The following is a 20,770-nucleotide window of genomic DNA, read 5'->3' as shown; positions in this document are numbered from 1 at the left end:
TCCTCGCTTATGATTGAATCAGGTAAACTATTCCGCACGACATGAAGTTCCATTAGAAACGCGGTAATTTGAATGTCAAAAAGGTTGAAATTTTCTTCACCAAAAAAATAGCTGAAGAAGCTTAGCATATTTATTCTTCAAATCAAGAATTACTCCGGTGTATTCAAGCCTGCCACGGCTAGCAACACTTTTGCTTCCTCACACTTTTTAAAATCAGGCTTTGTCTGAGCAGAGCGCTTGTGACAGGCAATTTGCGCATCCAGGATGCGCTGGCCAAAGCCTTCCGGATCTTCTTGCTGCTCATTAATGAGGGAGATAACATCACGAACAGCCCGGTCAACCATTTCACAGTAGGCTTCCTGATTTTTAGTTAGTGTGTCATACGATTGGCAACGCGCAGCTTCTTTCTGCAAAAAAGAAGGATGCTGCATCAGATAAGAATAAGTCACTTCTTCGTTACAACCAGCGAGCACTAGCGGTACGAAAATTAACGCCATCAAACGAATAAATTTTATTGTCATTTTTCACTTCATTAATGAATAAGGAACGCCATTATCCACCACAAGAGAAAGAAATGGCAAAAGAACCAGCACGACCCCGGCAATGACAAGGAAGATAACGGTGCTAATCGGCACCATAAGCGGGCTTCGCCGGTGCTCAAAATATTTAATCAGCGCCGCAAAAAGGAAGGAAGCGCCAATGATAAAACAGCCTGTCTGGACAAAATCTGAAAAAAAACCGACGGGTTCCATCAAGTTCTGCGCCACACCACCCACACCCAAATCATTATTGCCCGCCACCGCTTTTAGCGGCAACAGGGATAAAATTATCATTAAAAAGACAAACCTGCCCATGATCACTCTGATTTTTACGTAAATGGAATTTTTTTCAATTTTATTATAGATTAGATAGTATGTTTGACAACCTTTCCGCTACCCTTAGCAGCTCAATGATAAACTATCCTATTTCAGATAGCAGCCTTCCTTTTTCAGACTATATTGCCCGTTCACGCGCTATTATAGCAGAACGCCGCGCTGCTTTCTCACTATTTGAAACAGAAGGGCAAGCGCTTGATCCAACGACTATTATTGATGCCAACAGCCCCTTCGAACTTCGCCCCTCTACTTCTACACAAGGACGAATAAAATATGGCGCCCTGTTAATCCACGGGTTGCTTGATTGTCCTTTTTCGCTTTTGGATATCGGCCAAAGGCTTCAAAAGGAAGGCATATTAAGCCGCGCCATTGTCCTCCCGGGTCATGGCACGGTACCCCAGGATTTATTGCAAGTTTCTTATCACGATTGGCTACAGGCCGTGCGCTATGGCGTTGAAAGCCTCAAACGTGAAGTCGATCATATTTTTCTGGTGGGCTACTCAACAGGCGCCGCACTATCTGTCTACCAGGCTTTGCAGGACAAACACGTCCAGGGCATCATACTACTGTCGCCAGCGATCCGTATAAAAGCACCTGTTGATATTGTAGTAGGCTGGCATCAGGTCATGAAAACCATTAGCAGGAACAGTCTTGCATGGGTTTGTCAGGAACGTGAAATTGATTATGCCAAATATAAATCGGTGGCGCTCAATCCAGTCAATCAGGTGACCAAGTTAACCATGGTGCTGCGTGAATTACGCCAGCATCGCCCGCTCCACACACCCATGCTGATGATCATCAGCCATGAAGATGAAACGATTTCAAGTCATCATGCCATTGATTTTTTTTCCAGCCAGCATCATGAAAACAGCAGCCTGCTGCTTTATACTGCAGGGGATCAATCATTTTCCGATCCACGCATTTTGCCGCGCCGCTCGCATTATCCCGAGCTTTCCATCAACCACTTCTCGCACGTTTCCATTCCTTTCTCGCCCGATAATCGTCATTACGGCCAGAATGGCGATTATGTTCATGCTTCGCGACCACGATCCAACGAAGTATTCTATGGGGCTTATAATCGCATCGAAGAAAAATTGTATGACAGTCTTTACCAAGCAGGCGTCATTAAACGCAGGCGGCTTGAATTAACTTATAATCCTGATTTTAACTTCATGGCGGAAAAAATCTTGCACTTCATCATGACGTCAAAGTAAGCCGCAAAGCTTTCACATCATGAGATCCTTCGCTACGCTCCACTACTGTCCGGTGAATCTGGCTCATAAACAAACAGGCCTCCTTGAAATTAAATAAGTAGGAGGCCCGTTTAACGCACGCGCTTTTTTTCAAAGCCAAGATGATATTCATAATAGTATGAGCTTGCTGGATAATAGCGATACTGCGGATAGGAATAAGCGGGCCTCACATAGCCGTAGCCGGGTTGGTAAGAAGCACTGCTCGGTTGTTTAGTCGCGGTAGAGCAACCACTTAACCCACTGAAAATTAAAACGCTTATTAAGACATTAAGAATAAGTTTCATAGGAATATCCTACAAAAGCTTACTATTAGTATAGCAAATCAGGACTCAATGACTGCCTCGATCTGGGGACCTTAACCAGTGCCACAGGAGCATCGCCGCACCCACACAAATCGCACTGTCTGCCGTATTAAAAATGGCAAAATGCCAATCGCCCAGATGAAAATCAAAAAAATCGATGACATAACCATACAATATTCTATCCCACGCATTTCCTATTGCACCGCCCAGCACCAAACATAATGCGATATTTGTCCAGCGTTCGCGTGCGGAAAGCGTCCATAACCAGCCAAGAATAAAAAGACTCACGATCGCCGCCAGGCTGCCGAGAAACAAGTTTTGCCAGCCCGATGCGTTGTGTAAAAAACTAAACGCTGCACCCTTGTTATAAGCCAGCGTCAGATTGAAAACAGAAAAAATGGGAAGCGGCTCCGTTAGCGTGAGATTGTGTACTGCCCAATACTTGGCATAGCGATCAATTAACACCACCAGTAAAGCAATCCAGAGCCAGTTAAGTCCGGTTGAAAAATATTTTCTCATTGAGAACCGTCTCCTTCCAGGATAGAACGCAGGCGCCACAAAGCGCCCACCTGCAGCCTTCACTAAAAATAATCAGGCGAATTCCCTCACCTCTCCAGCTCCCGCCACATTTTCAACGCAGCGGCCGCAGAGCCCTGGGTATGCCGAATTTGCACTCACATCACTGCGCCGATGCCAGCAGCGTTCACATTTAGGTTGTTTGGTTGCTTCAATTTTCAATAAAAGACCCGCCACATCCGTCATGATCGCATCTACTGGACCAGAATGTTCGGGGATCACCCTGGCAAACGAAGTAATCAGCACAAAACGCAATTCATCCTGCAGTGCATCGAGCAGTGGCTTCAAATTCGGTCCGCAATATAAATATACTTCCGCTTCCAGCGCAGAACCGATCTTGCCTGCATTACGCTGGTTTTCAATTTCCTTGTTTACCGCCTCGCGCACCTGACGAATTTTTTCCCAGTAAGTGCGGTTCATTAATTCATCATCAGTGAGTCCCGCCAAGTCCTCATACCAGGTTTCAAGCATGATAGAAGGCGATCGTTTGCCTGGGATATATTGCCAAATTTCTTCCGCCGTAAAACTCAGAATAGGCGCGATCCAGCATACAAACGCACGCGCGATATGATACATCGCCGTCTGGGCAGAACGGCGACCACGGCTATTTGCCTGCATGGTGTACTGGCGGTCTTTAATAATATCCAGATAAAATCCGCCCATATCCGTGACGCAGAATTGATGTACTTTCTGCACCACTAAATGGAACTGAAACGTGTTATACGCTTCAAGAATTTCTTCCTGCATGAGCCGCGCTCTATCCACAGCCCAGCGGTCAAGCATCAGCATTTCTTCAGGTTTAAGTAAATGGTGTTCTGGATCAAAGCCGTGCAAATTCGACAGAAAAAAGCGCGCGGTATTACGGATGCGACGATAAGCTTCGGACGTGCGTGTGAGAATTTCTTTTGAGGCACTGATTTCATATCGATAATCAATGGAGGCAACCCATAGTCTTAAAATGTCCGCGCCCAAGGTTTGAATGACTTCTTCCGGTGCAATCACGTTACCCAGCGATTTAGACATTTTGCGTCCCTGTCCATCAACGACAAAACCATGGGTCAGCACGGCCTTATACGATTCCGTCGCGTTGATAGCAAGCGAAGTCAACAGGGATGACTGGAACCAACCGCGATGCTGATCAGATCCTTCCAGCACCAGGTCGGCAGGAAATGCAAGCTCAGGACGAGCCCTCAATACACACTCATGGCTTACGCCAGAATCAAACCATACATCCAGCACATCCATTGATTTCTGATAGTGATCCGCATCATCACCTAGAAGCGTTTTGGCATCCATCGCATACCATGCTTCTATACCCTGATCTTCCACTCGCAGCGCGACTTTTTCCATCAGATCCAGTGTATTGGGATGTAGTTCGCCTGTTTCTTTATGAATAAATAAAGTCAACGGCACGCCCCAGGTACGCTGACGTGAAATACACCAATCCGGACGGTTCTCCATCATGGAACGAATGCGGGCTTTGCCCCAATCTGGCACCCACTCTACCCGGTCGATAGCCTGCATCGCCATATCGCGCAGGCCATTTTTATCCATGCTGATAAACCATTGCGGCGTTGAGCGAAAAATCAGTGGTGTTTTGTGCCGCCAGCAGTGCGGATAACTGTGGCGTATCGTTTCCTGATGTAACAAGGCGCCATGTGATTGCAAAACATCAATCACTTTGTCATTCACTTTGCTGACATGAATGCCAGCAAATAAAGGCGTGGAAGCGATAAAACAGCCATCATCGCCCACTGGATTATCCAGCGGTAAATTATTTTGCTGGCCCACGATGTAATCATCCTGGCCATGCGCAGGCGCAGTGTGCACTGCGCCTGTTCCTGATTCAACCGTCACATGTTCGCCAACGACAATGGGTACTTCACGTTCGTAAAAAGGGTGTTTCAGTTTAATGCCGCTTAATTTTTCACCCGTTATTTTCCCCAGCGTACGATGGTTCTCTACACCATAGCGTTGCAGTACAGAAGGCAGCAGCGTTTCAGCTATCAGTAGCTGTTCGCGTCCATCCATTTCGACCAGTGTATAATTCAGTAAGGGATTCAATGCCACCGCTTGGTTGGCCGGCAATGTCCATGGAGTCGTAGTCCAGATCGGAATAGAGAGTGGACCCATGCCTTTTTGCAACGTATCAAATCGCGCCCAGAAGTCCTCCACATCAGCAATAGCGAATCGCACATCAATGGAAGGAGAGGTTTTTTCTGCATATTCTACTTCAGCTTCAGCCAGCGCAGATCCGCAATCCAGGCACCAATGCACGGGTTTATACCCTTTTTGCACGTGATCATTACGGATAATTTTGGCCAGACTGCGAATGATGTTGGCTTCGTATTTAAAATCCATCGTCAGATAAGGATGTTCCCAATCTGCGATGATGCCAAGACGCTTGAATTCCTCTCGCTGGATATTGATAAACGATTTTGCATAATCACGGCAGGCTTCACGAAATTCGGCTGCACTGACTTTGCGGCCGGGTTTACCTACTTTTTTTTCTACATTCAATTCAATCGGCAATCCATGGCAGTCCCATCCCGGCACCAGCGGTGCATCAAAACCACTCATGCTTTTGGATTTGACAATAATGTCCTTGAGGAGCGTTGTGGTGGCCGTACCGAGATGAATATGGCCGTTTGCATAAGGCGGCCCGAGATGCAAAATAAACTTTTTCTGTCCTTTCCGCTTCGATCGCAGCGTTGAATAAATCGCCATGTCCTGCCATTTTTTTAATAACTCAGGCTCACGCTGGGCCAGATTGGCTTTCATGGGAAAATCGGTTTGCGGCAAATTTAATGTATTTTTGTAATCACTCATAACCTACCCTGTTTCTGAAAATAGTTCCGGGCCGACACAACATCAGCGGCAATCTGCTGTTTTAGCAGATCCAGACTGGAAAAACGTATTTCATCGCGCAATTTTTCGCAGAATTCGACGCGCACATACCGCCCATAAATTTCGCGGTTAAAATCGAGTAAGTGTACCTCGAGCAGCGTTCGAGTGCCATCCACAGTCGGTCTGACGCCGATATTGGCAACACCAGGCCAAGGATGTTCCGCCACGCCATGCACATACACAGTGTAGACGCCCCTGACTGGCGTCAGCTTGCGGTGTAAAAAAATATTTGCGGTAGGAAACCCCCACTGTCTGCCCCGCTGATCACCAAAGCGGATACGCCCCATCATGGAATAAGGGCGGCCAAGCAACTGCCTCACCAAATCATGGCTCCCTTCTGCCAGCGCCTTACGCACACGCGTACTACTCACCCGTTCGCCTTCCACCATGACGGTGTGCATGGATTCCACAGAAAATCCGCGAGTACGCCCCATTTCCTCAAGCAGCGCCTTGTCACCTTGGCGTTTGTGCCCAAAGTGAAAATCATCGCCAATGATGATATGGCGGGGACCTAAGGCTTCGTAGAGAATTTTTTGCACGAAATCGGTTGCAGAGATGCTCGCAATCTCTTGATTAAATGGTAATATTAACACGTTATCGATACCACAGGCAGCCAGGGCGCAAAACTTTTCCCGCAGCCGCGTGATGCGAGGGATGGTTAAATTTTCACCTGAAAAAAATTCAAAGGGATGCGGCTCAAAAGTCATTGCGACGGAAGGCACTTTCAAGCGATTTGCCTTTTCAAGCACCTTCGCCACCAGCTGTTGATGCCCGATATGTACACCATCAAAATTCCCAATCGTCAGGACACCGCCCCTTTGTTGGGAGCCTAAATTATATAAACCACGTATCAGTTTTGCAGGCACCAGCACAACCTCTTGTCTCTACGGCCATTTCCAAATGGGGAAACTGTATGATAATTACCTGCTTTTTACTAGATTGCATGATGAAAAAAATAAACACTGCGCTTAAACTGCAGATCATGCTAGTAAAAGCTGACATACATGCCACGCCTGTTCCGAATTTTTTATCAATCGGCAGAGAATAGCCGTGACTATTGGGTGAGAATTTGCGAAAATTTTAGCCGATTCTACTTATCTGCATGCATTGATTTTGTTTTTTTGGAGAAAAGAAATGGCCGCCCTGTCGCTGGAAAAAATGCAATCGATTATTGAAGCCGCCCTGATGGTTGCGGGAAAACCTTTGACCGTGTTGTCATTACAAAATCTATTCACTGAAGAAGAAAGACCCAGCACCTCCGAAGTCAGGGGAATTCTGGCTAATATTAAAGCGCGACACGAGGAAAGCGGTATTGAGCTGCAAGAAGTGGCGAGCGGTTATCGCCTGCAGGCCAAAACAGAATTAAGTCCCTGGCTCTCCCGCTTGTGGGAAGAGCGCGCGCCGCGCTATTCACGCGCTTTTCTGGAAACACTTGCCATTATTGCATACAAACAACCCATTACTCGCGCTGAAATCGAAGAAATCCGCGGTGTTACCGTCAGCAGCAATATTATCAAGACACTGCAGGAACGCGAATGGATTCGTATCATTGGCTACCGTGAAGTCCCAGGCAAACCCGCTATTTATGGCACCACCAAGGAATTTCTTGATCATTTCAACTTGAAGTCGTTGACTGATCTGCCCACGCTCGCTGAATTCAAAAACCTGGAGGCACAGGAAGCACAATTGCAGGTGCAATTAGCGCTGGAAAACAGTAAAGTGGGCCCCGATAATAGCGAAGCCATACCGGAAGAACGGGAAGCCATTCTGTCAGGCGACGAAGACAATATAGTCAAGCTGGATGATGATGCCGACCTGGATAGCCCTGATCATAACGCAGATGAAGAAGCAGCCACAGGCTAGAAGAAAACTGAATCATGAGTGAAAAAATACAAAAAGTTTTGGCGAATGCCGGGCTTGGATCACGCCGGCAAATTGAATCCTGGATTCAGGACGGCAGAGTCACCGTCAACGGCAGGATTGCGACCATCGGTGACCGCATGACCTATCGGGACCGGGTTTGCGTTGATGGCCGTGAAATTAAACTTTTCAAAAGCTTGAATGTAAAATCACGGGTACTGCTCTATCATAAGCCTGAAAAAGAAATGTGTACCCGCAATGATCCGGAAGGCCGTCCTACCATTTTCGAACGTTTGCCTATCATTCGTAATAGCCGCTGGATTTGCGTAGGCAGACTGGATTTCAATACCTCAGGCCTGCTACTGATCACCAATGACGGCACCCTTGCTAACCATCTTATGCACCCCCGTTCTCATATCGAGCGTGAATACGCTGTGCGCGTGCGTGGTGAAGTCACGCCTGAAGCGCTGGAGCAGCTAAAAAAAGGTGTGCAGTTGGAAGATGGTCCAGCCCATTTTGAAAAAATTGTCGACGCAGGCGGCAGCGGAGCTAATCACTGGTTCCATGTTACCATCTCGGAAGGCCGTAATCGGCTGGTCCGCCGGCTTTGGGACGCGCTGGGTTTTACTGTGAGCAGACTTATTCGTATTCGTTTTGGTCCCGTTTATCTGCCTGCGGGTTTAAAACGCGGGCGCTGCGTTGAACTGACTGAAGATGAAGTGGCAGAATTAATTGAACTTACTACTAAAGAAGACGCCTCATGAAAAAATTACTACTCCTTGTGATTGTTGTATTGTTTTCACAATATGTATTCGCCGAGCAAACTGCATTTGAAAAAAAGAAACTGTCGCTCCCAAATGGCTTCACGTTCAAAAGCAAAATGCGCCATGAAAGCAGTAAGGAACCGCCCTATCAAATCAAAGCAAAATCCCCTGAGCTGGCTGGAAACTTGAATTCGCAAGCAAAACAATTTAATCAACTTATTGATACTGCTGTGTCCGGGCAAATCGATCAGTTTAAAAAAGAAGTCGTCAAGTCTTTTCCGGACATCAAAAATCTGCCTGAATCCGTTCGGCAAAACAATCTAGATATTTTCTATGATCTATCAACCGTCAGTGCAGGTTCGCAAACATTATTGAGCGTGCGTTTTAACAATGAATTCTATTTTGCAGGCGCAGCGCATCCCGGCCGGAAAATTCAGGTCGTCAATTACGATCTGCAGACTGGAAAACAATTGGCGCTGAATGACTTATTCAAAGCCAATTCCAACTATCTGAATGTTATCGCTACCTACAGCCGGGAACAGTTAAAAAAAGAACTACAACAACAGGACAACGACTGGTTTGAAAAAGGCACTGCTCCTAAATCGGAAAACTACAAGAACTGGAATCTGCTACCCGAAGGTATTTTGTTTACTTTTGAGGAATACCAGGTTGCCGCTTATGTATTTGGACAACCCGAAGTTCTCGTACCTTATAAAGTTTTAGAGAGCGTCATTGCACCTGCTTCACCGATCGCTGCTTGTGTGAAAACGCCGGAAAGCTGTAAGTAAAATATTCTCGGTAATGATGTTAGAAACTTCTGTTAATTAGTTATTGATGGACCCTGCTGTCATCCTGAGAGCGTTTTTTGCTCGAAGGATCTCCCGATATACAAAAGGAGATCCTTCGCTTCGCTCAGGATGACAGATTGTGAAGTGTGTCCTAAATTGCTTCGCTACGCTCGCAATAGCAGGCACAGTTTCACCAACGAATTACCTAACCTTTACAATATTGTTTCCTCTTAAGGTAATGCCATTAATTATTTGCCTGAATTGCCAGCTTCCGCTTTTAATTGATATAACCAATCCAGCGCTTCTTTAGGAGTAAGCTGGTCCGGATTAAGATCGCGTAATTGTAAGACCACCGGATGCGCTTCTTCAGGCTCTGCAAATAAATCACGCTGCTCAGGAACAGGCGAATGCGCTTGCTGCACATGGTAAGCCTGGCGTTCCAATTCCTGCAATTTTGTTTTGGCTTGCTGAATCACTGCGCGCGGCACCCCTGCCAGCTGCGCAACCTGAATACCATAGCTCTGGTTCGCACGTCCCGGCTGAACGCGATGCAAGAAAATAATCGTATCGCCGTGTTCGGTAGCATCGAGATGCACATTTTGCACCACTGCCATTTCGTCTGCGAGCGTAGTCAATTCAAAATAATGTGTGGCGAATAAAGTAAAAGCGCGCACACCCTGTGCAAGATATTGCGCACAGGCCCAGGCCAGCGATAAACCGTCAAATGTGCTGGTACCGCGTCCAATTTCATCCATGAGCACCAAGCTTTGCGACGTGGCGTTATGCAGGATATTAGCGGTTTCCGTCATTTCCACCATAAAAGTAGATCGGCCGCTCGCCAGATCATCCGCTGCGCCGATGCGGGTAAAAATACGATCGATGGGCCCTATTTTTGCCGATTGCGCCGGCACAAAACTGCCGATGTGGCTGAGCAAAACAATTAAGGCAGTTTGTCGCATATAGGTGGATTTGCCTCCCATATTAGGTCCGGTAATAATCAGCATGCGCTGCTTTGCATGCAGTGTAATATCATTCGGCACAAAGGGTTGTTCCGCCACTGACTCCACCACTGGATGCCGTCCTTCAATAATCTCCAAACCTGCCTCATCTACCAAATCCGGGCAGCACCAACGCAAACTGACAGCGCGTTCAGCAAAATTCGCCAGCACATCTACTTCCGCCATCGCGTTCGCGCAAGCTTGCAGCGCGGGGATGGATGGCAGCAGCGCATCCAGTAAAGCATCATATAATATTTTTTCACGGGCCAATGCGCGGTCACGCGCGCTCAATGCCTTGTCTTCAAACGCTTTTAATTCCGGTGTAATAAACCGTTCCGCATTTTTGAGTGTCTGACGGCGGATATAATCCATCGGCACTTGCTGCGCCTGTAGGCGGCTGATTTCAATATAGTAACCATGCACACGGTTATAGCCCACTTTCAAGGTTGAAAGGCCCGTGCGCAGCTTTTCCTGCTCTTCCAGCTTGATTAAATAATCTCCGGCATTTTCACTGATGGCGAGCAGTTCATCGAGTTCCGCATCGTAGCCACGCGCAATCACGCCACCATCCCGTATTGTCAGGGGCGGCTGGTCAATGATGGCACGCGTCAGCAAATCATAAAGCTCGGGGAAGGTACGGATTTCATTTTGCAAATGCTGTAACTGCGCCGCACGCAATCCCTGCAATTGCTGCTGCAGCACGGGCAGCAGCGCAAGCGTGCTTCGCAGCGCGACAAGATCACGCGGCCGCGCAGACTTGAGTGCAATACGCGCGAGGATGCGTTCAAGATCAGCGCTTGCCTGCAGTGTTTTTTGCAAGCATGCATAAGCGTGTTGTTCATGCAATTCCCTTACACTCTCCTGCCGGCCCTGCAGTATGATTCGATCGCGTAATGGTCTGTTTAGCCAGCGCTTCAGCATACGGCTACCCATGGCAGTCTGCGTCTGATCTAATACCGACACTAGCGTATTTTCCGTACCGCCGGACAAATTAGTTATCAGTTCAAGATTGCGGCGTGTCGCAGCATCCAGCAGCAAACTTTCCTCACGCCGTTCTACTTGAATCGTTCGAACATGCGGCATACTCGCACGCTGTGTTTCTTTTGCATATTGCAGCAGGCAACCCGCTGCGCACAACGCAGCTGACAGGTTTTCACAGCCAAAACCTTTTAAGTCATGCGTCTGCATTTGTTCGGTTAATAATCGTACGGAGGTTTCATAGTCAAATTCCCACGGTGCGCGGCGCCTGACTTGCTGCCTGCAGGCGCTCAATAATCCATGATCCCATTCTTCACTCACCAGCAGTTCAGCCGGCTTCAGTCGCGCAAGTTCACTACTCAAAGCTTCTTCGCCTTCAACTTCAAGCAAATGAAAACGGCCGCCACTGATATCAAGCCAGGCAAGACCATAGCAACGATGTTGTGCAAAAAGCGCGAGCAAAAGATTATCGTGATGATCATCCAAAAAGGCTGCGTCACTCACCGTGCCTGGCGTCAAAATGCGTACTACCTGGCGTTCCACAGGGCCTATGCCCGCTTTGGGATCGCCTATTTGTTCACAGATTGCCACAGACAAACCCTGCCGTATAAGCCTTGCAATATAAGATTCAGCAGAATGAAATGGTACGCCCGCCATAGGAATGGGTTTGCCGGCAGATTGACCGCGGGCGGTTAACGTAATGCCCAGCAAGCGCGCTGCCTGCTGCGCGTCATCATAGAAAAGTTCGTAAAAATCGCCCATGCGATAAAACAGTAGCGTGTTCGGATAATCCGCCTTAATACGCAGATATTGCTGCATCATCGGCGTATGAGGATGAGAAGAGTCAATCATTGATAGCGCCATAACATTTCGCATTCCGTCTTTTTAGAGAGTGTCAGAATAATGACACAGTTAGTCACCAGCCACGCTGCAATGCGTGATGTTAATTAAAATACGTCGCCTTGTCATCCATTCAAGTCTGTGCCACCCTACAGTTATCTTGGTTTATTTAACATCAGGATGAATACATGACAGCAAGCATTGAAAAACTGGCTGAAGAAACCGGCCTGGCGCTTAAAAAACAGGGCCTGATGCTTGTCACGGCCGAATCCTGCACGGGAGGAGGAATAAGCTATTGGATCACACATATTCCCGGCAGCTCAGACTGGTTTGAACGCGGTTTTGTAACCTACAGCGATATTTCCAAAATGGAGCTACTGGGCATCAACCCGCAGACGATTGAAAATTTTGGCGCGGTTAGTGAACAAACTGCACGAGAGATGGCGCAAGGAGCGCTGCAACATAGCCATGGCGATATGAGTATTGCCGTTACCGGCATTGCCGGGCCGAGCGGAGGCTCTAGAGACAAACCAGTGGGTACCGTATGGATTGCCTGGGCAAAGCGTGAGGCTTTTGTTTATGCAGAAAAGCAACTGTTTTCCGGCGATCGTGAAGCAATCCGGCAAAAAACCATTGAGACGGCATTAAAAAAATTGCTGGAACTAATTGAATGAAAGGAGGCATATATTTCATGCCTCCTTTTGCCATTCTCGCAAGTTACATTGTGCTACGCAGACTCATCAGCTTCTGCTTTTCTACCTGCCTTTCTACCTGATTTTCTACCTGGATTGAGACAGATGAAGAAGCCACCGCATTAGCGCAACGTTGGAACATCGTCTGGCCAGCCTTATAAATGGATTGCGCATTTTTGGCAGCAGCCACCACCGTCCAGCCTGCAGCCACATTCAACGCATAGAAACCCAAGCGTTCCAGTGTAGAGGGCGTGCTTTTTTCATAGTCGGGATCCAAATAACCACGCAGTTTATGTACGCCATAATCCGTTGCTACTATAAATCCGATAGCAAGAGTCGTGCGCAGCCCAATTTTGGCCACCGTTTTTCCTGTAGATGAGGTTCCCATATCCAACGCCTTGCCTTCTTCGATGGTCTGGGGAACCACTTGATAGCCTTCTTTCGCTTTTTCTGCCTCGTCAGATCCCAGTTTCCTGGTCGAGTTCATGAACTCCCAGCCCTGCATGAGCTGGTCTGCTACAAAAGCCGTGGCAGGCATAAGCGGATTATTAGCCAACCCGGGCAATCCATAATAAATCATCGCTTCGCGTGCCGTTTCTGCCAGGGTAAATCCGCCCATGTAACGCAGCCCATAACCAAATGCGGTCTGGATCAAGTGATTTTGCGGATGTGCATTTGCCTCAGCTGTTTTTGGAGGAACACAACATTCCCATACCTTCATGCCAAGCTGCTGGATAGCAAAACCACCTGTGCCGTAGATGAAGCCTTCCAGCAACGGATTTTGCATGATAAAGCTAGTAACGGGCACATTCTCCAATTGATACAGAATGGTCCACTGGCCCACCGCATACCCCATAATCAGTGGAGGTATGGCTGTTAAACCGAATTTTCCCGCACCCTTGGCAAATTCAGCCGCCACTCCCAACGCAATATAACCATGACCGGATGATCTGAAAAATTCAGCCATCTCCGCTGTATCCGCCTTCACCATATAGCCCAAAGCACTGCCCACGCGATCATTCATCGCAATGCCGACAAAACCCATCGTGGTGCTAAAAGGAACGGGAATCGGTGGAAATACATGTGCCCCGAAAAATACGGCGGGTGCATATCCGCCCACGACTCTGAAAGCGTATTGGGAAACAACTTGTAATTTCCCCGGCTTGTTTTCGCTTGTATTGGATGGCGCCTGTAACTCAACATCATCTTCCTGGTCAGGCGGCATTTCAATTACGGGGTCTTTTGTAGACTCGGTTGTTTTATTATTCTCTTTGGTTTGAGTTTGATCTTCTTCGGTAATTTCTTCGATTATTACGCTTTGTCTTGCGGTTGACATTGTGCATCTCCCTACTTTATTTAAAAATTAATTTATTTTTGCTCACCTTCGGCTTCCACTTTCCCCTTCTTTTTAATAAGTTTTGGGCACAGGAGGGATTGCCATTCTACGCCATAAAATCTTAAGAGAGCCTTAAGCTTGACAGGGTTATCTTATTTAGCGAGTGAGTGATTGACATTAACCGTTACCTTCTAAATAATAAAAATTCTGCGGCGTGACTACGCCTTCTCAAAACACCCATTCTCAAGCCAGTCTCATTCAGGTAATCTTTAGAAAATCTGTGACAGTGTCCCACTGGATAGATGTTGAGCAATTGCCGTGCCGGTCATCATCATTTAACTGAAACTAACAATAAGGATCAACTTATGGAAGACAACAAGAAAAAAGCCCTCGCCGCTGCGCTGAGTCAAATTGAGCGCCAATTTGGCAAGGGTTCTGTCATGCGTCTGGGCGATAACGCCACTGACGTACCCGACATTGAAGCCATTTCTACCGGGTCACTCTCGCTCGATATCGCATTGGGCATCGGTGGCCTGCCCAAAGGCCGTATCGTTGAAATTTATGGTCCGGAATCTTCCGGTAAAACCACCCTTACGCTGCAGGTTATCGCCGAGTGTCAGAAAAAAGGCGGCACAGCCGCATTTATTGACGCAGAACACGCACTGGATCCGGGATATGCCAGGCGGCTGGGCGTAAATGTAGACGACCTCCTGATCTCGCAGCCGGATACAGGAGAGCAGGCACTTGAAATTGCCGACATGCTGGTACGCTCAAGTGCCATCGATGTGATTATTATCGACTCTGTTGCCGCCCTCACGCCCAAAGCAGAAATTGAGGGTGAAATGGGCGACCAGCACATGGGGCTGCAGGCACGTCTCATGTCACAGGCACTGCGTAAATTAACCGCCAATATCAAACGCTCTAACACCTTGGTCATTTTCATTAACCAGATTCGCATGAAAATTGGCGTCATGTTTGGCAATCCTGAAACAACAACAGGCGGCAATGCACTGAAATTTTACGCTTCAGTACGTCTTGATATTCGCCGCATTGGCAACGTGAAGGAAGGCGATGAAATCAAAGGCAGCGAAACACGCGTCAAGGTGGTCAAAAACAAAGTGGCCCCTCCATTCAAACAGGCTGAATTTGACATCCTTTACAATGAAGGCATTTCTCGCGAAAGCGAAATCATCAACCTCGGTGTGCAGCAGGGATTAATTGACAAGTCCGGCGCCTGGTTCAGTTATAATGGACAGCGTATAGGCCAGGGCAAAGAAAACGCGCGTCAATTCCTGAAAGAACATACGGCAATTGCGCATGAGATTGAAACCAAATTGCGTGAACTCATGATCAACCTGCATGCCACGCTGGTACGCAGCGAGAAAGAGGATGAGATTGAGGAAAGCGTTGCCTGATAGATTGGGTAAAGGTGGGCATGCTTTGTTTGCCCACCTTTAAGGACAACCACATGAAATCTCATCACACTTCAAACAATGACTAAAAGCCCGTTCCATCGCACTGTTCTTAACTGGCTCTCCCGCCGTGATTATTCCCAACAGGAAATACGGCAAAAATTAAAAGCCAAAAGCTGCACTCCTGATGAAATTGAAACCCTGATTGCTGATCTGCTTCAAGCCGGCCTCATCAATGATCTGCGTTTTGCAGAAAATTTTGTGTATTGGCGTAGTAAAAAAGGCTATGGCCCGCACCGTATTGCCGCTGAACTGCAAGCCCGTGGCATTGCAGACGATGTCATCGCAGAAAAATTGTCTGTCCCCGCCGATGTTTGGCTTGCCGAAATACATAAAGTTTGGCAAAAGCACTTTAAAGGCAAACAACCCACCAATTTCAAAGAACGCGCCAAACAAATACGCTTCCTACAATATCGTGGTTTTACGCGTGAACAGGTTGACAGCGTGCTGCTTAACAAGGACGCTGAAATAGAGAGGATTGACGTTTAACCCGTTGAATATATGTACCGAGCGAATGTCATTAGGAACAACAAACAACACATGTCATAATATCCAGCAATCGTCACATTGGCCGTCTGGCAACAACGAATGTTAAATACTAAAACAGATATGAATACATTAAAAAACGGTAAATATATGGGAATCGAATCCAAGCAGTCATTTCTAGGCAGTAATGAAATACGCCGTCAATTTTTAGATTATTTTCGTGAACATGGCCATGAAATTGTGCCTAGCAGCTCGCTGATACCAGCTAATGACCCTACCCTGCTGTTCACCAACGCAGGCATGGTGCAGTTTAAGGATGTTTTCCTGGGCAAGGAAGAACGCCCCTATCATCGTGCCGCTTCTTCTCAACGCTGTGTGCGCGCAGGTGGCAAGCATAATGATCTGGAACGCGTGGGTTATACGGCGCGCCATCATACGTTTTTTGAAATGCTCGGCAATTTCAGTTTCGGCGACTATTTCAAGCGGGAAGCGATTCATTTCGCATGGGAATTTCTCACGAAAAAATTGGGCTTACCGCCTGAAAAATTATGGGTCAGCGTATTCGAAGATGACAAGGAAGCAGAAGCGATCTGGTTAAATGAAATGAAAATCGATCCGGCACGATTCAGCCGTTGTGGTGAACATGATAATTTCTGGTCGATGGGACCCACCGGTCCTTGTGGCCCGTGTACGGAAATTTTTTATGATCATGGGGCACACATTCCAGGTGGACCACCAGGCAGCGAAGACGCCGATGGCGATCGCTATATCGAAATCTGGAACCTGGTATTCATGCAATATGACCGTGCAGCCGATGGCACACTCACGCCGCTCCCCAAGCCCTCCGTCGATACGGGTATGGGGCTGGAACGTATTTCTGCTGTCATGCAAGGCGTGCACAACAATTATGATACGGATCTTTTTCAACCATTAATCAAAACGGCGGCTGAGCTGGCTGACATCCGGGATTTAAAAAACTTCTCTTTACGTGTCATTGCCGACCACATTCGCTCCTGCAGCTTTTTAATCACAGACGGTGTTCTGCCTTCCAATGAAGGTCGCGGTTATGTTCTGCGTCGCATTATTCGCAGAGCACTGCGTCATGGAAATAAATTAGGCATTACTCAGCCCTTCTTTTATCGGCTGGTTGAGCCGCTGGTTGTGCTCATGGGCGATGCGTATCCCGAACTGGTTAAAGCACAAGCACATGTAGAAAAAGTGTTGCTGCAGGAAGAAGAACAATTCAGCGTGACGCTTTCGCAGGGATTAAAGCTTTTCGAACAAGTCGTCCATGACTTGAAAGGCGATATCATCCCAGGTGAAACCGTTTTCAAGCTGTATGATACCTACGGTTTTCCTGCTGATTTGACCGCAGATATCGCACGCGAACGCAACCTGTTAATCGACTATGAGGGATTTGAAACCGCCATGTCCAAACAGCGTGAACGCTCACGGCAGGCAAGCCAGTTTACTGCTGAATACACGCCCGTACAGGCATCCCAGCCGCCCACCGAATTTATCGGGCACAAAAATCTGCTGGCAGAACCGCTGCCCGATACTGGCAAAATTCTTGCGCTTTATCGCGACGGCAAATTTGTTGATGCCTTAAATGCAGGTGAAAAAGGCTCAATCGTACTGGACCGCACGCCTTTTTATGCAGAATCCGGCGGCCAAGTTGGCGACCAGGGGTTGCTGCGCATCGAAAACCAGGCGCTTTTTAAAGTATTGGATACCATCAAGCAGGGTCACACGCATTTACACCTGGGCAAACTGGAAAAAGGAACCTTGCGCGTGGGGGACGAAGTCCTGACAGAAGTTGATGCCAAACGGCGCGCTGCAACTGTATTAAATCATACGGCAACGCATTTGCTGCATCTGGTATTAAGACAGGTGCTAGGTGAGCATGCAGTACAAAAAGGCTCGCTCGTTGAACCCGAGCGATTGCGTTTTGATTTCGTGCATGCTTCGCCGCTCACCGATGAAGAGTTACGCACCGTTGAGCGTCGCGTAAATGATGAAATACGTGCGAATTACGAAGGCGTAGTACGGGTAACCACGCCACAAGAAGCGGTAGCAAGTGGAGCCGTCGCTCTTTTCGGCGAAAAATACGGCAGCAAAGTCCGTGTTGTCAGCTTCGGACCATCCGTTGAATTATGCGGCGGGACACATGCCGATCACACGGGTGACATTGGCATCTTCAAAATTACGGCCGAGACGGGCGTTGCCGCTGGCGTACGTCGCATCGAGGCTGTGACGGGTGATGCAGCGCTGCGCTTTATTGAAAAGCGTGAAGATGAGTTCAAGCAAAAGCTGTCTCAAAAAGAAGAGCGCATTCTTCAGATGGAGAAAGATATCCAGCAACTTAAGGATAAACTGGCTGGCGTGGTCAGCCAAGACCTGGCAAGCCAAGCAAAAATGATTGGTAATATCAAGGTATTAGCAGCTAAAGTTGAAGGGCTGGATGGCAAAGCCTTACGTCATGCCATGGATCATCTCAAGCAGACGCTGGGTAGCGCTGTCATTGTGCTTGCAACCGTCAAGGAAAATAAAGTTGGTATTGTAGGCGGTGTCACAGCCGATTTGGTAGACAGGCTCAATGCCAAGGAGATCGTTAATAGCGTAGCTATCCAAGTGGGCGGAAAAGGCGGTGGTCGTGCCGATCTTGCGGAAGCAGGTGGAAATAAACCAGAAGCCTTGGAAAAAGCATTACAATCTATTTACACTTGGGTGCAGGAAAAAGGATAACATTACAGTATGGCGCTCATCGTACAAAAATATGGCGGCAGTTCGGTCGGCAATCTGGACCGTATCCACCATGTGGCTCAAAAAATTTTGCAGACCAAGCAACAAGGGCATGATGTTGTGGTGGTTGTCTCTGCCATGTATGGCGAGACAGACCGCCTGATTCAGCTTGCCAATGCCTTAACGCATTACCCCGATCCTCGCGAGTTCGATGTGTTGATTTCAACCGGCGAACAGGTCTCCATGGCGCTCCTCAGCATGGCGTTAAACGCCAAGCAGTGTCCTGCCCGCTCTTTTACCGGATCGCAAATTGGCATCCATACTGACACAATCCATACCAAGGCCCGGATCCAGAAAGTCAACACGGATATTATCGAACGTGAGCTTAAACAAGGCCGCATTGTCATCATTGCTGGATTTCAGGGTGTTAATGAATACGGCGATATTACGACGCTCGGCCGTGGCGGCTCTGATACCACTGCCGTCGCTATTGCTGCAGCCATCAAAGCGCATGAATGCCAGATTTATACCGATGTAGACGGGGTTTATACCACCGATCCGCATCTTATTCCGGAAGCCCGTTTGTTGCCGCAAATTAGCTTTGAAGAAATGCTTGAAATGGCCAGTCTCGGTGCTAAAGTGTTGCAGATGCGCTCGGTTGAATTGGCAAGCAAACACAATATGCCAATACGCGTGCTATCCACTTTTTCTGATGGCCAAGGTACGCTGGTGACCTTCGAGGATAAAATTATGCATAAACTCCCTGTCTCGGGCATTGCATTTAGCCGTGAAGAAGCCGTGATTTCGCTTTCTGGCATACCCCGCCAGTTGGGCACGGAAGGCCGTATTCTGGCGAAAGTCAGCCAAGCCCATATTGAAATTGACATGATTGCACAAAACATGACCGCACAGAATACGGTCGATTTTACTTTCACTGTACACCGGCGCGAATATCCTAAGGCCTTAAAGATTATAGAAGAATTGGCTAAAGAATTGGGTGCTGTGTCCGTTAAAACCAACCCTAAAGTTGCTAAACTGTCACTGGTGGGCATCGGGATGCGCTCGCATACCGGCGTTGCCAGCACCATGTTCCAGTCCTTGGGAGATGCAGGCGTTAATATCCAGATGATTACGACTTCGGAAATCAAAATATCGGTGGTAGTGGATGAAGCGCACCTGGAGCAAGGCGTACGGGCGGTTCACCAGGCATTCGAGCTGGACAAGATCCCGATGGAGACGCAACAACTATATATAGAATAAAAAAATGAAAATCCTATTTGCAGAATGCCATTTTATTGTTTACTATTGCACACCTTGAAAGCAGCGCTAATGGGTAAGAACAGAAAATTACGCCGAGATCCACGCTCTCACGTAAATCCTGATAAAATATACCCAGTATATTCGGTAGCCGTCACTGTAACGGTCAATATAGATAGCAGAGCTGTGAAGGGTGATGCAAAATATCAACTTAATTGATATTACCCATATATACTTAATAAAATTTGTACCTCATGGAATTAACGGGGTAGTGGTTTTTCTAATGGACAAGGCAGTTTTTTAAAGGAGATGGATAATGCTCATTTTAACAAGGCGTGTGGGTGAAACCATCGTCATTGGCGATGATGTGATTGTGACTGTACTTGGTATTAAAGGTAACCAAGTGCGTATAGGTATTAATGCGCCCAAAGATGTATCCGTACATCGTGAAGAAATCTATCAGCGCATACAGCAAGAAAAAAATACCACGCCGAAACAAGAAGAAGCTCCAGCAGCAGCCGCTCCTGCCGCCCCAAAAGAAAGAAAGAAGCGAGAGCCAAAAGCGGATAAAACGGAAAACAATAAAGAGTAAGACCCTCAGTTTTAAAACTGAGATAATCCCGCCTTAGCAAACGCGGGGTCAA

The 20,770-nt window shown here is 47.5% G+C and carries 18 protein-coding genes; 10 read left to right on the top strand and 8 right to left on the bottom strand.

Annotated elements, in window-relative coordinates; genetic code table 11:
- Positions 1-149: 149 nt before the first annotated feature.
- Positions 150-521, bottom strand: coding sequence for an EexN family lipoprotein (locus AQUSIP_RS03955; RefSeq protein WP_114834487.1), 372 nt, complete (start codon positions 519-521; stop codon positions 150-152).
- A gap of 3 nt (positions 522-524) precedes the next feature.
- Positions 525-833 (bottom strand): hypothetical protein, encoded by a 309-nt coding sequence (locus AQUSIP_RS03950; RefSeq protein WP_114834486.1) that lies wholly within the window; start codon positions 831-833, stop codon positions 525-527.
- 116 nt (positions 834-949) lie between these two features.
- On the opposite strand from AQUSIP_RS03950, the gene AQUSIP_RS03945 reads away from it, so the two are divergent.
- Positions 950-2,089: an alpha/beta hydrolase gene (locus AQUSIP_RS03945; protein ID WP_170131813.1), complete on the top strand. Its 1,140-nt coding sequence runs from the start codon at positions 950-952 to the stop codon at positions 2,087-2,089.
- A gap of 110 nt (positions 2,090-2,199) precedes the next feature.
- Here AQUSIP_RS03945 and AQUSIP_RS03940 read toward each other — a convergent pair whose 3' ends face one another.
- The 4 genes from AQUSIP_RS03940 to ribF form a co-directional block, all read right to left on the bottom strand.
- The gene (locus tag AQUSIP_RS03940; RefSeq protein ID WP_114834484.1) at positions 2,200-2,412 is read right to left on the bottom strand and encodes a hypothetical protein; all 213 of its coding nucleotides are present in this window, start codon (positions 2,410-2,412) and stop codon (positions 2,200-2,202) included.
- Between the two features lie 45 nt (positions 2,413-2,457).
- Positions 2,458-2,949 carry a signal peptidase II gene (gene lspA / locus AQUSIP_RS03935; RefSeq protein WP_114834483.1) on the bottom strand — a complete coding sequence of 164 codons (492 nt, stop codon included), beginning with the start codon at positions 2,947-2,949 and terminating at the stop codon, positions 2,458-2,460.
- A 72-nt stretch (positions 2,950-3,021) separates the two neighbouring features.
- Positions 3,022-5,835: an isoleucine--tRNA ligase gene (ileS, locus tag AQUSIP_RS03930; protein ID WP_114834482.1), complete on the bottom strand. Its 2,814-nt coding sequence runs from the start codon at positions 5,833-5,835 to the stop codon at positions 3,022-3,024.
- Positions 5,832-6,779, bottom strand: a complete 948-nt coding sequence (gene ribF / locus AQUSIP_RS03925; protein WP_114834481.1) for a bifunctional riboflavin kinase/FAD synthetase — start codon at positions 6,777-6,779, stop codon at positions 5,832-5,834. Before ribF ends, ileS begins: the two co-directional genes overlap by 4 nt.
- Positions 6,780-7,047: 268 nt before the next feature.
- On the opposite strand from ribF, the gene scpB reads away from it, so the two are divergent.
- From scpB to AQUSIP_RS03910, 3 genes are read left to right on the top strand one after another with little or no spacing between them, the layout of a single operon-like run.
- Entirely contained in the window at positions 7,048-7,776 is a 729-nt protein-coding gene (gene scpB, locus AQUSIP_RS03920; RefSeq protein WP_232058629.1) for an SMC-Scp complex subunit ScpB, read from the top strand.
- A gap of 14 nt (positions 7,777-7,790) precedes the next feature.
- Positions 7,791-8,537, top strand: coding sequence for a 23S rRNA pseudouridine(2605) synthase RluB (rluB, locus tag AQUSIP_RS03915; RefSeq protein ID WP_114834480.1), 747 nt, complete (start codon positions 7,791-7,793; stop codon positions 8,535-8,537).
- On the top strand, positions 8,534-9,325 hold the full coding sequence (locus tag AQUSIP_RS03910; RefSeq protein WP_114834479.1) for an RsiV family protein: 792 nt from the start codon (positions 8,534-8,536) through the stop codon (positions 9,323-9,325). Before rluB ends, AQUSIP_RS03910 begins: the two co-directional genes overlap by 4 nt.
- Positions 9,326-9,573: 248 nt before the next feature.
- Here the strand turns inward: AQUSIP_RS03910 and mutS are convergent, their stop codons facing one another.
- Positions 9,574-12,165 carry a DNA mismatch repair protein MutS gene (gene mutS / locus AQUSIP_RS03905; protein WP_232058628.1) on the bottom strand — a complete coding sequence of 864 codons (2,592 nt, stop codon included), beginning with the start codon at positions 12,163-12,165 and terminating at the stop codon, positions 9,574-9,576.
- A gap of 164 nt (positions 12,166-12,329) precedes the next feature.
- Here mutS and AQUSIP_RS03900 point away from each other — a divergent pair, with 164 nt between their 5' ends.
- Entirely contained in the window at positions 12,330-12,815 is a 486-nt protein-coding gene (locus tag AQUSIP_RS03900) for a CinA family protein (protein ID WP_114834478.1), read from the top strand.
- 43 nt (positions 12,816-12,858) lie between these two features.
- Here the strand turns inward: AQUSIP_RS03900 and AQUSIP_RS03895 are convergent, their stop codons facing one another.
- The gene (locus AQUSIP_RS03895; RefSeq protein WP_114834477.1) at positions 12,859-14,169 is read right to left on the bottom strand and encodes a hypothetical protein; all 1,311 of its coding nucleotides are present in this window, start codon (positions 14,167-14,169) and stop codon (positions 12,859-12,861) included.
- A gap of 365 nt (positions 14,170-14,534) precedes the next feature.
- On the opposite strand from AQUSIP_RS03895, the gene recA reads away from it, so the two are divergent.
- From recA to csrA, 5 genes are all read left to right on the top strand, one after another.
- Positions 14,535-15,584, top strand: a complete 1,050-nt coding sequence (recA, locus tag AQUSIP_RS03890) for a recombinase RecA (RefSeq protein ID WP_114834476.1) — start codon at positions 14,535-14,537, stop codon at positions 15,582-15,584.
- Between the two features lie 78 nt (positions 15,585-15,662).
- A complete protein-coding gene (locus AQUSIP_RS03885; protein ID WP_114834475.1) occupies positions 15,663-16,130 on the top strand; it encodes a regulatory protein RecX in 468 nt (155 codons plus the stop codon).
- Positions 16,131-16,277: 147 nt separating this feature from the next.
- On the top strand, positions 16,278-18,872 hold the full coding sequence (gene alaS, locus AQUSIP_RS03880) for an alanine--tRNA ligase (protein ID WP_114834531.1): 2,595 nt from the start codon (positions 16,278-16,280) through the stop codon (positions 18,870-18,872).
- 9 nt (positions 18,873-18,881) lie between these two features.
- Complete coding sequence (locus AQUSIP_RS03875) at positions 18,882-20,129, top strand: aspartate kinase (protein ID WP_114834474.1); 1,248 nt, start codon at positions 18,882-18,884, stop codon at positions 20,127-20,129.
- 313 nt (positions 20,130-20,442) lie between these two features.
- Positions 20,443-20,718 carry a carbon storage regulator CsrA gene (gene csrA / locus AQUSIP_RS12550; RefSeq protein ID WP_114834473.1) on the top strand — a complete coding sequence of 92 codons (276 nt, stop codon included), beginning with the start codon at positions 20,443-20,445 and terminating at the stop codon, positions 20,716-20,718.
- Positions 20,719-20,770 lie beyond the last annotated feature (52 nt).

Origin of the sequence: Aquicella lusitana (assembly GCF_902459475.1) — a bacterium.
Taxonomy (GTDB): Bacteria; Pseudomonadota; Gammaproteobacteria; order DSM-16500; family DSM-16500; genus Aquicella; species Aquicella lusitana.
Note: the sequence above shows the minus strand (reverse complement) of the source record. Positions and strands in the feature narration are given on the sequence as shown.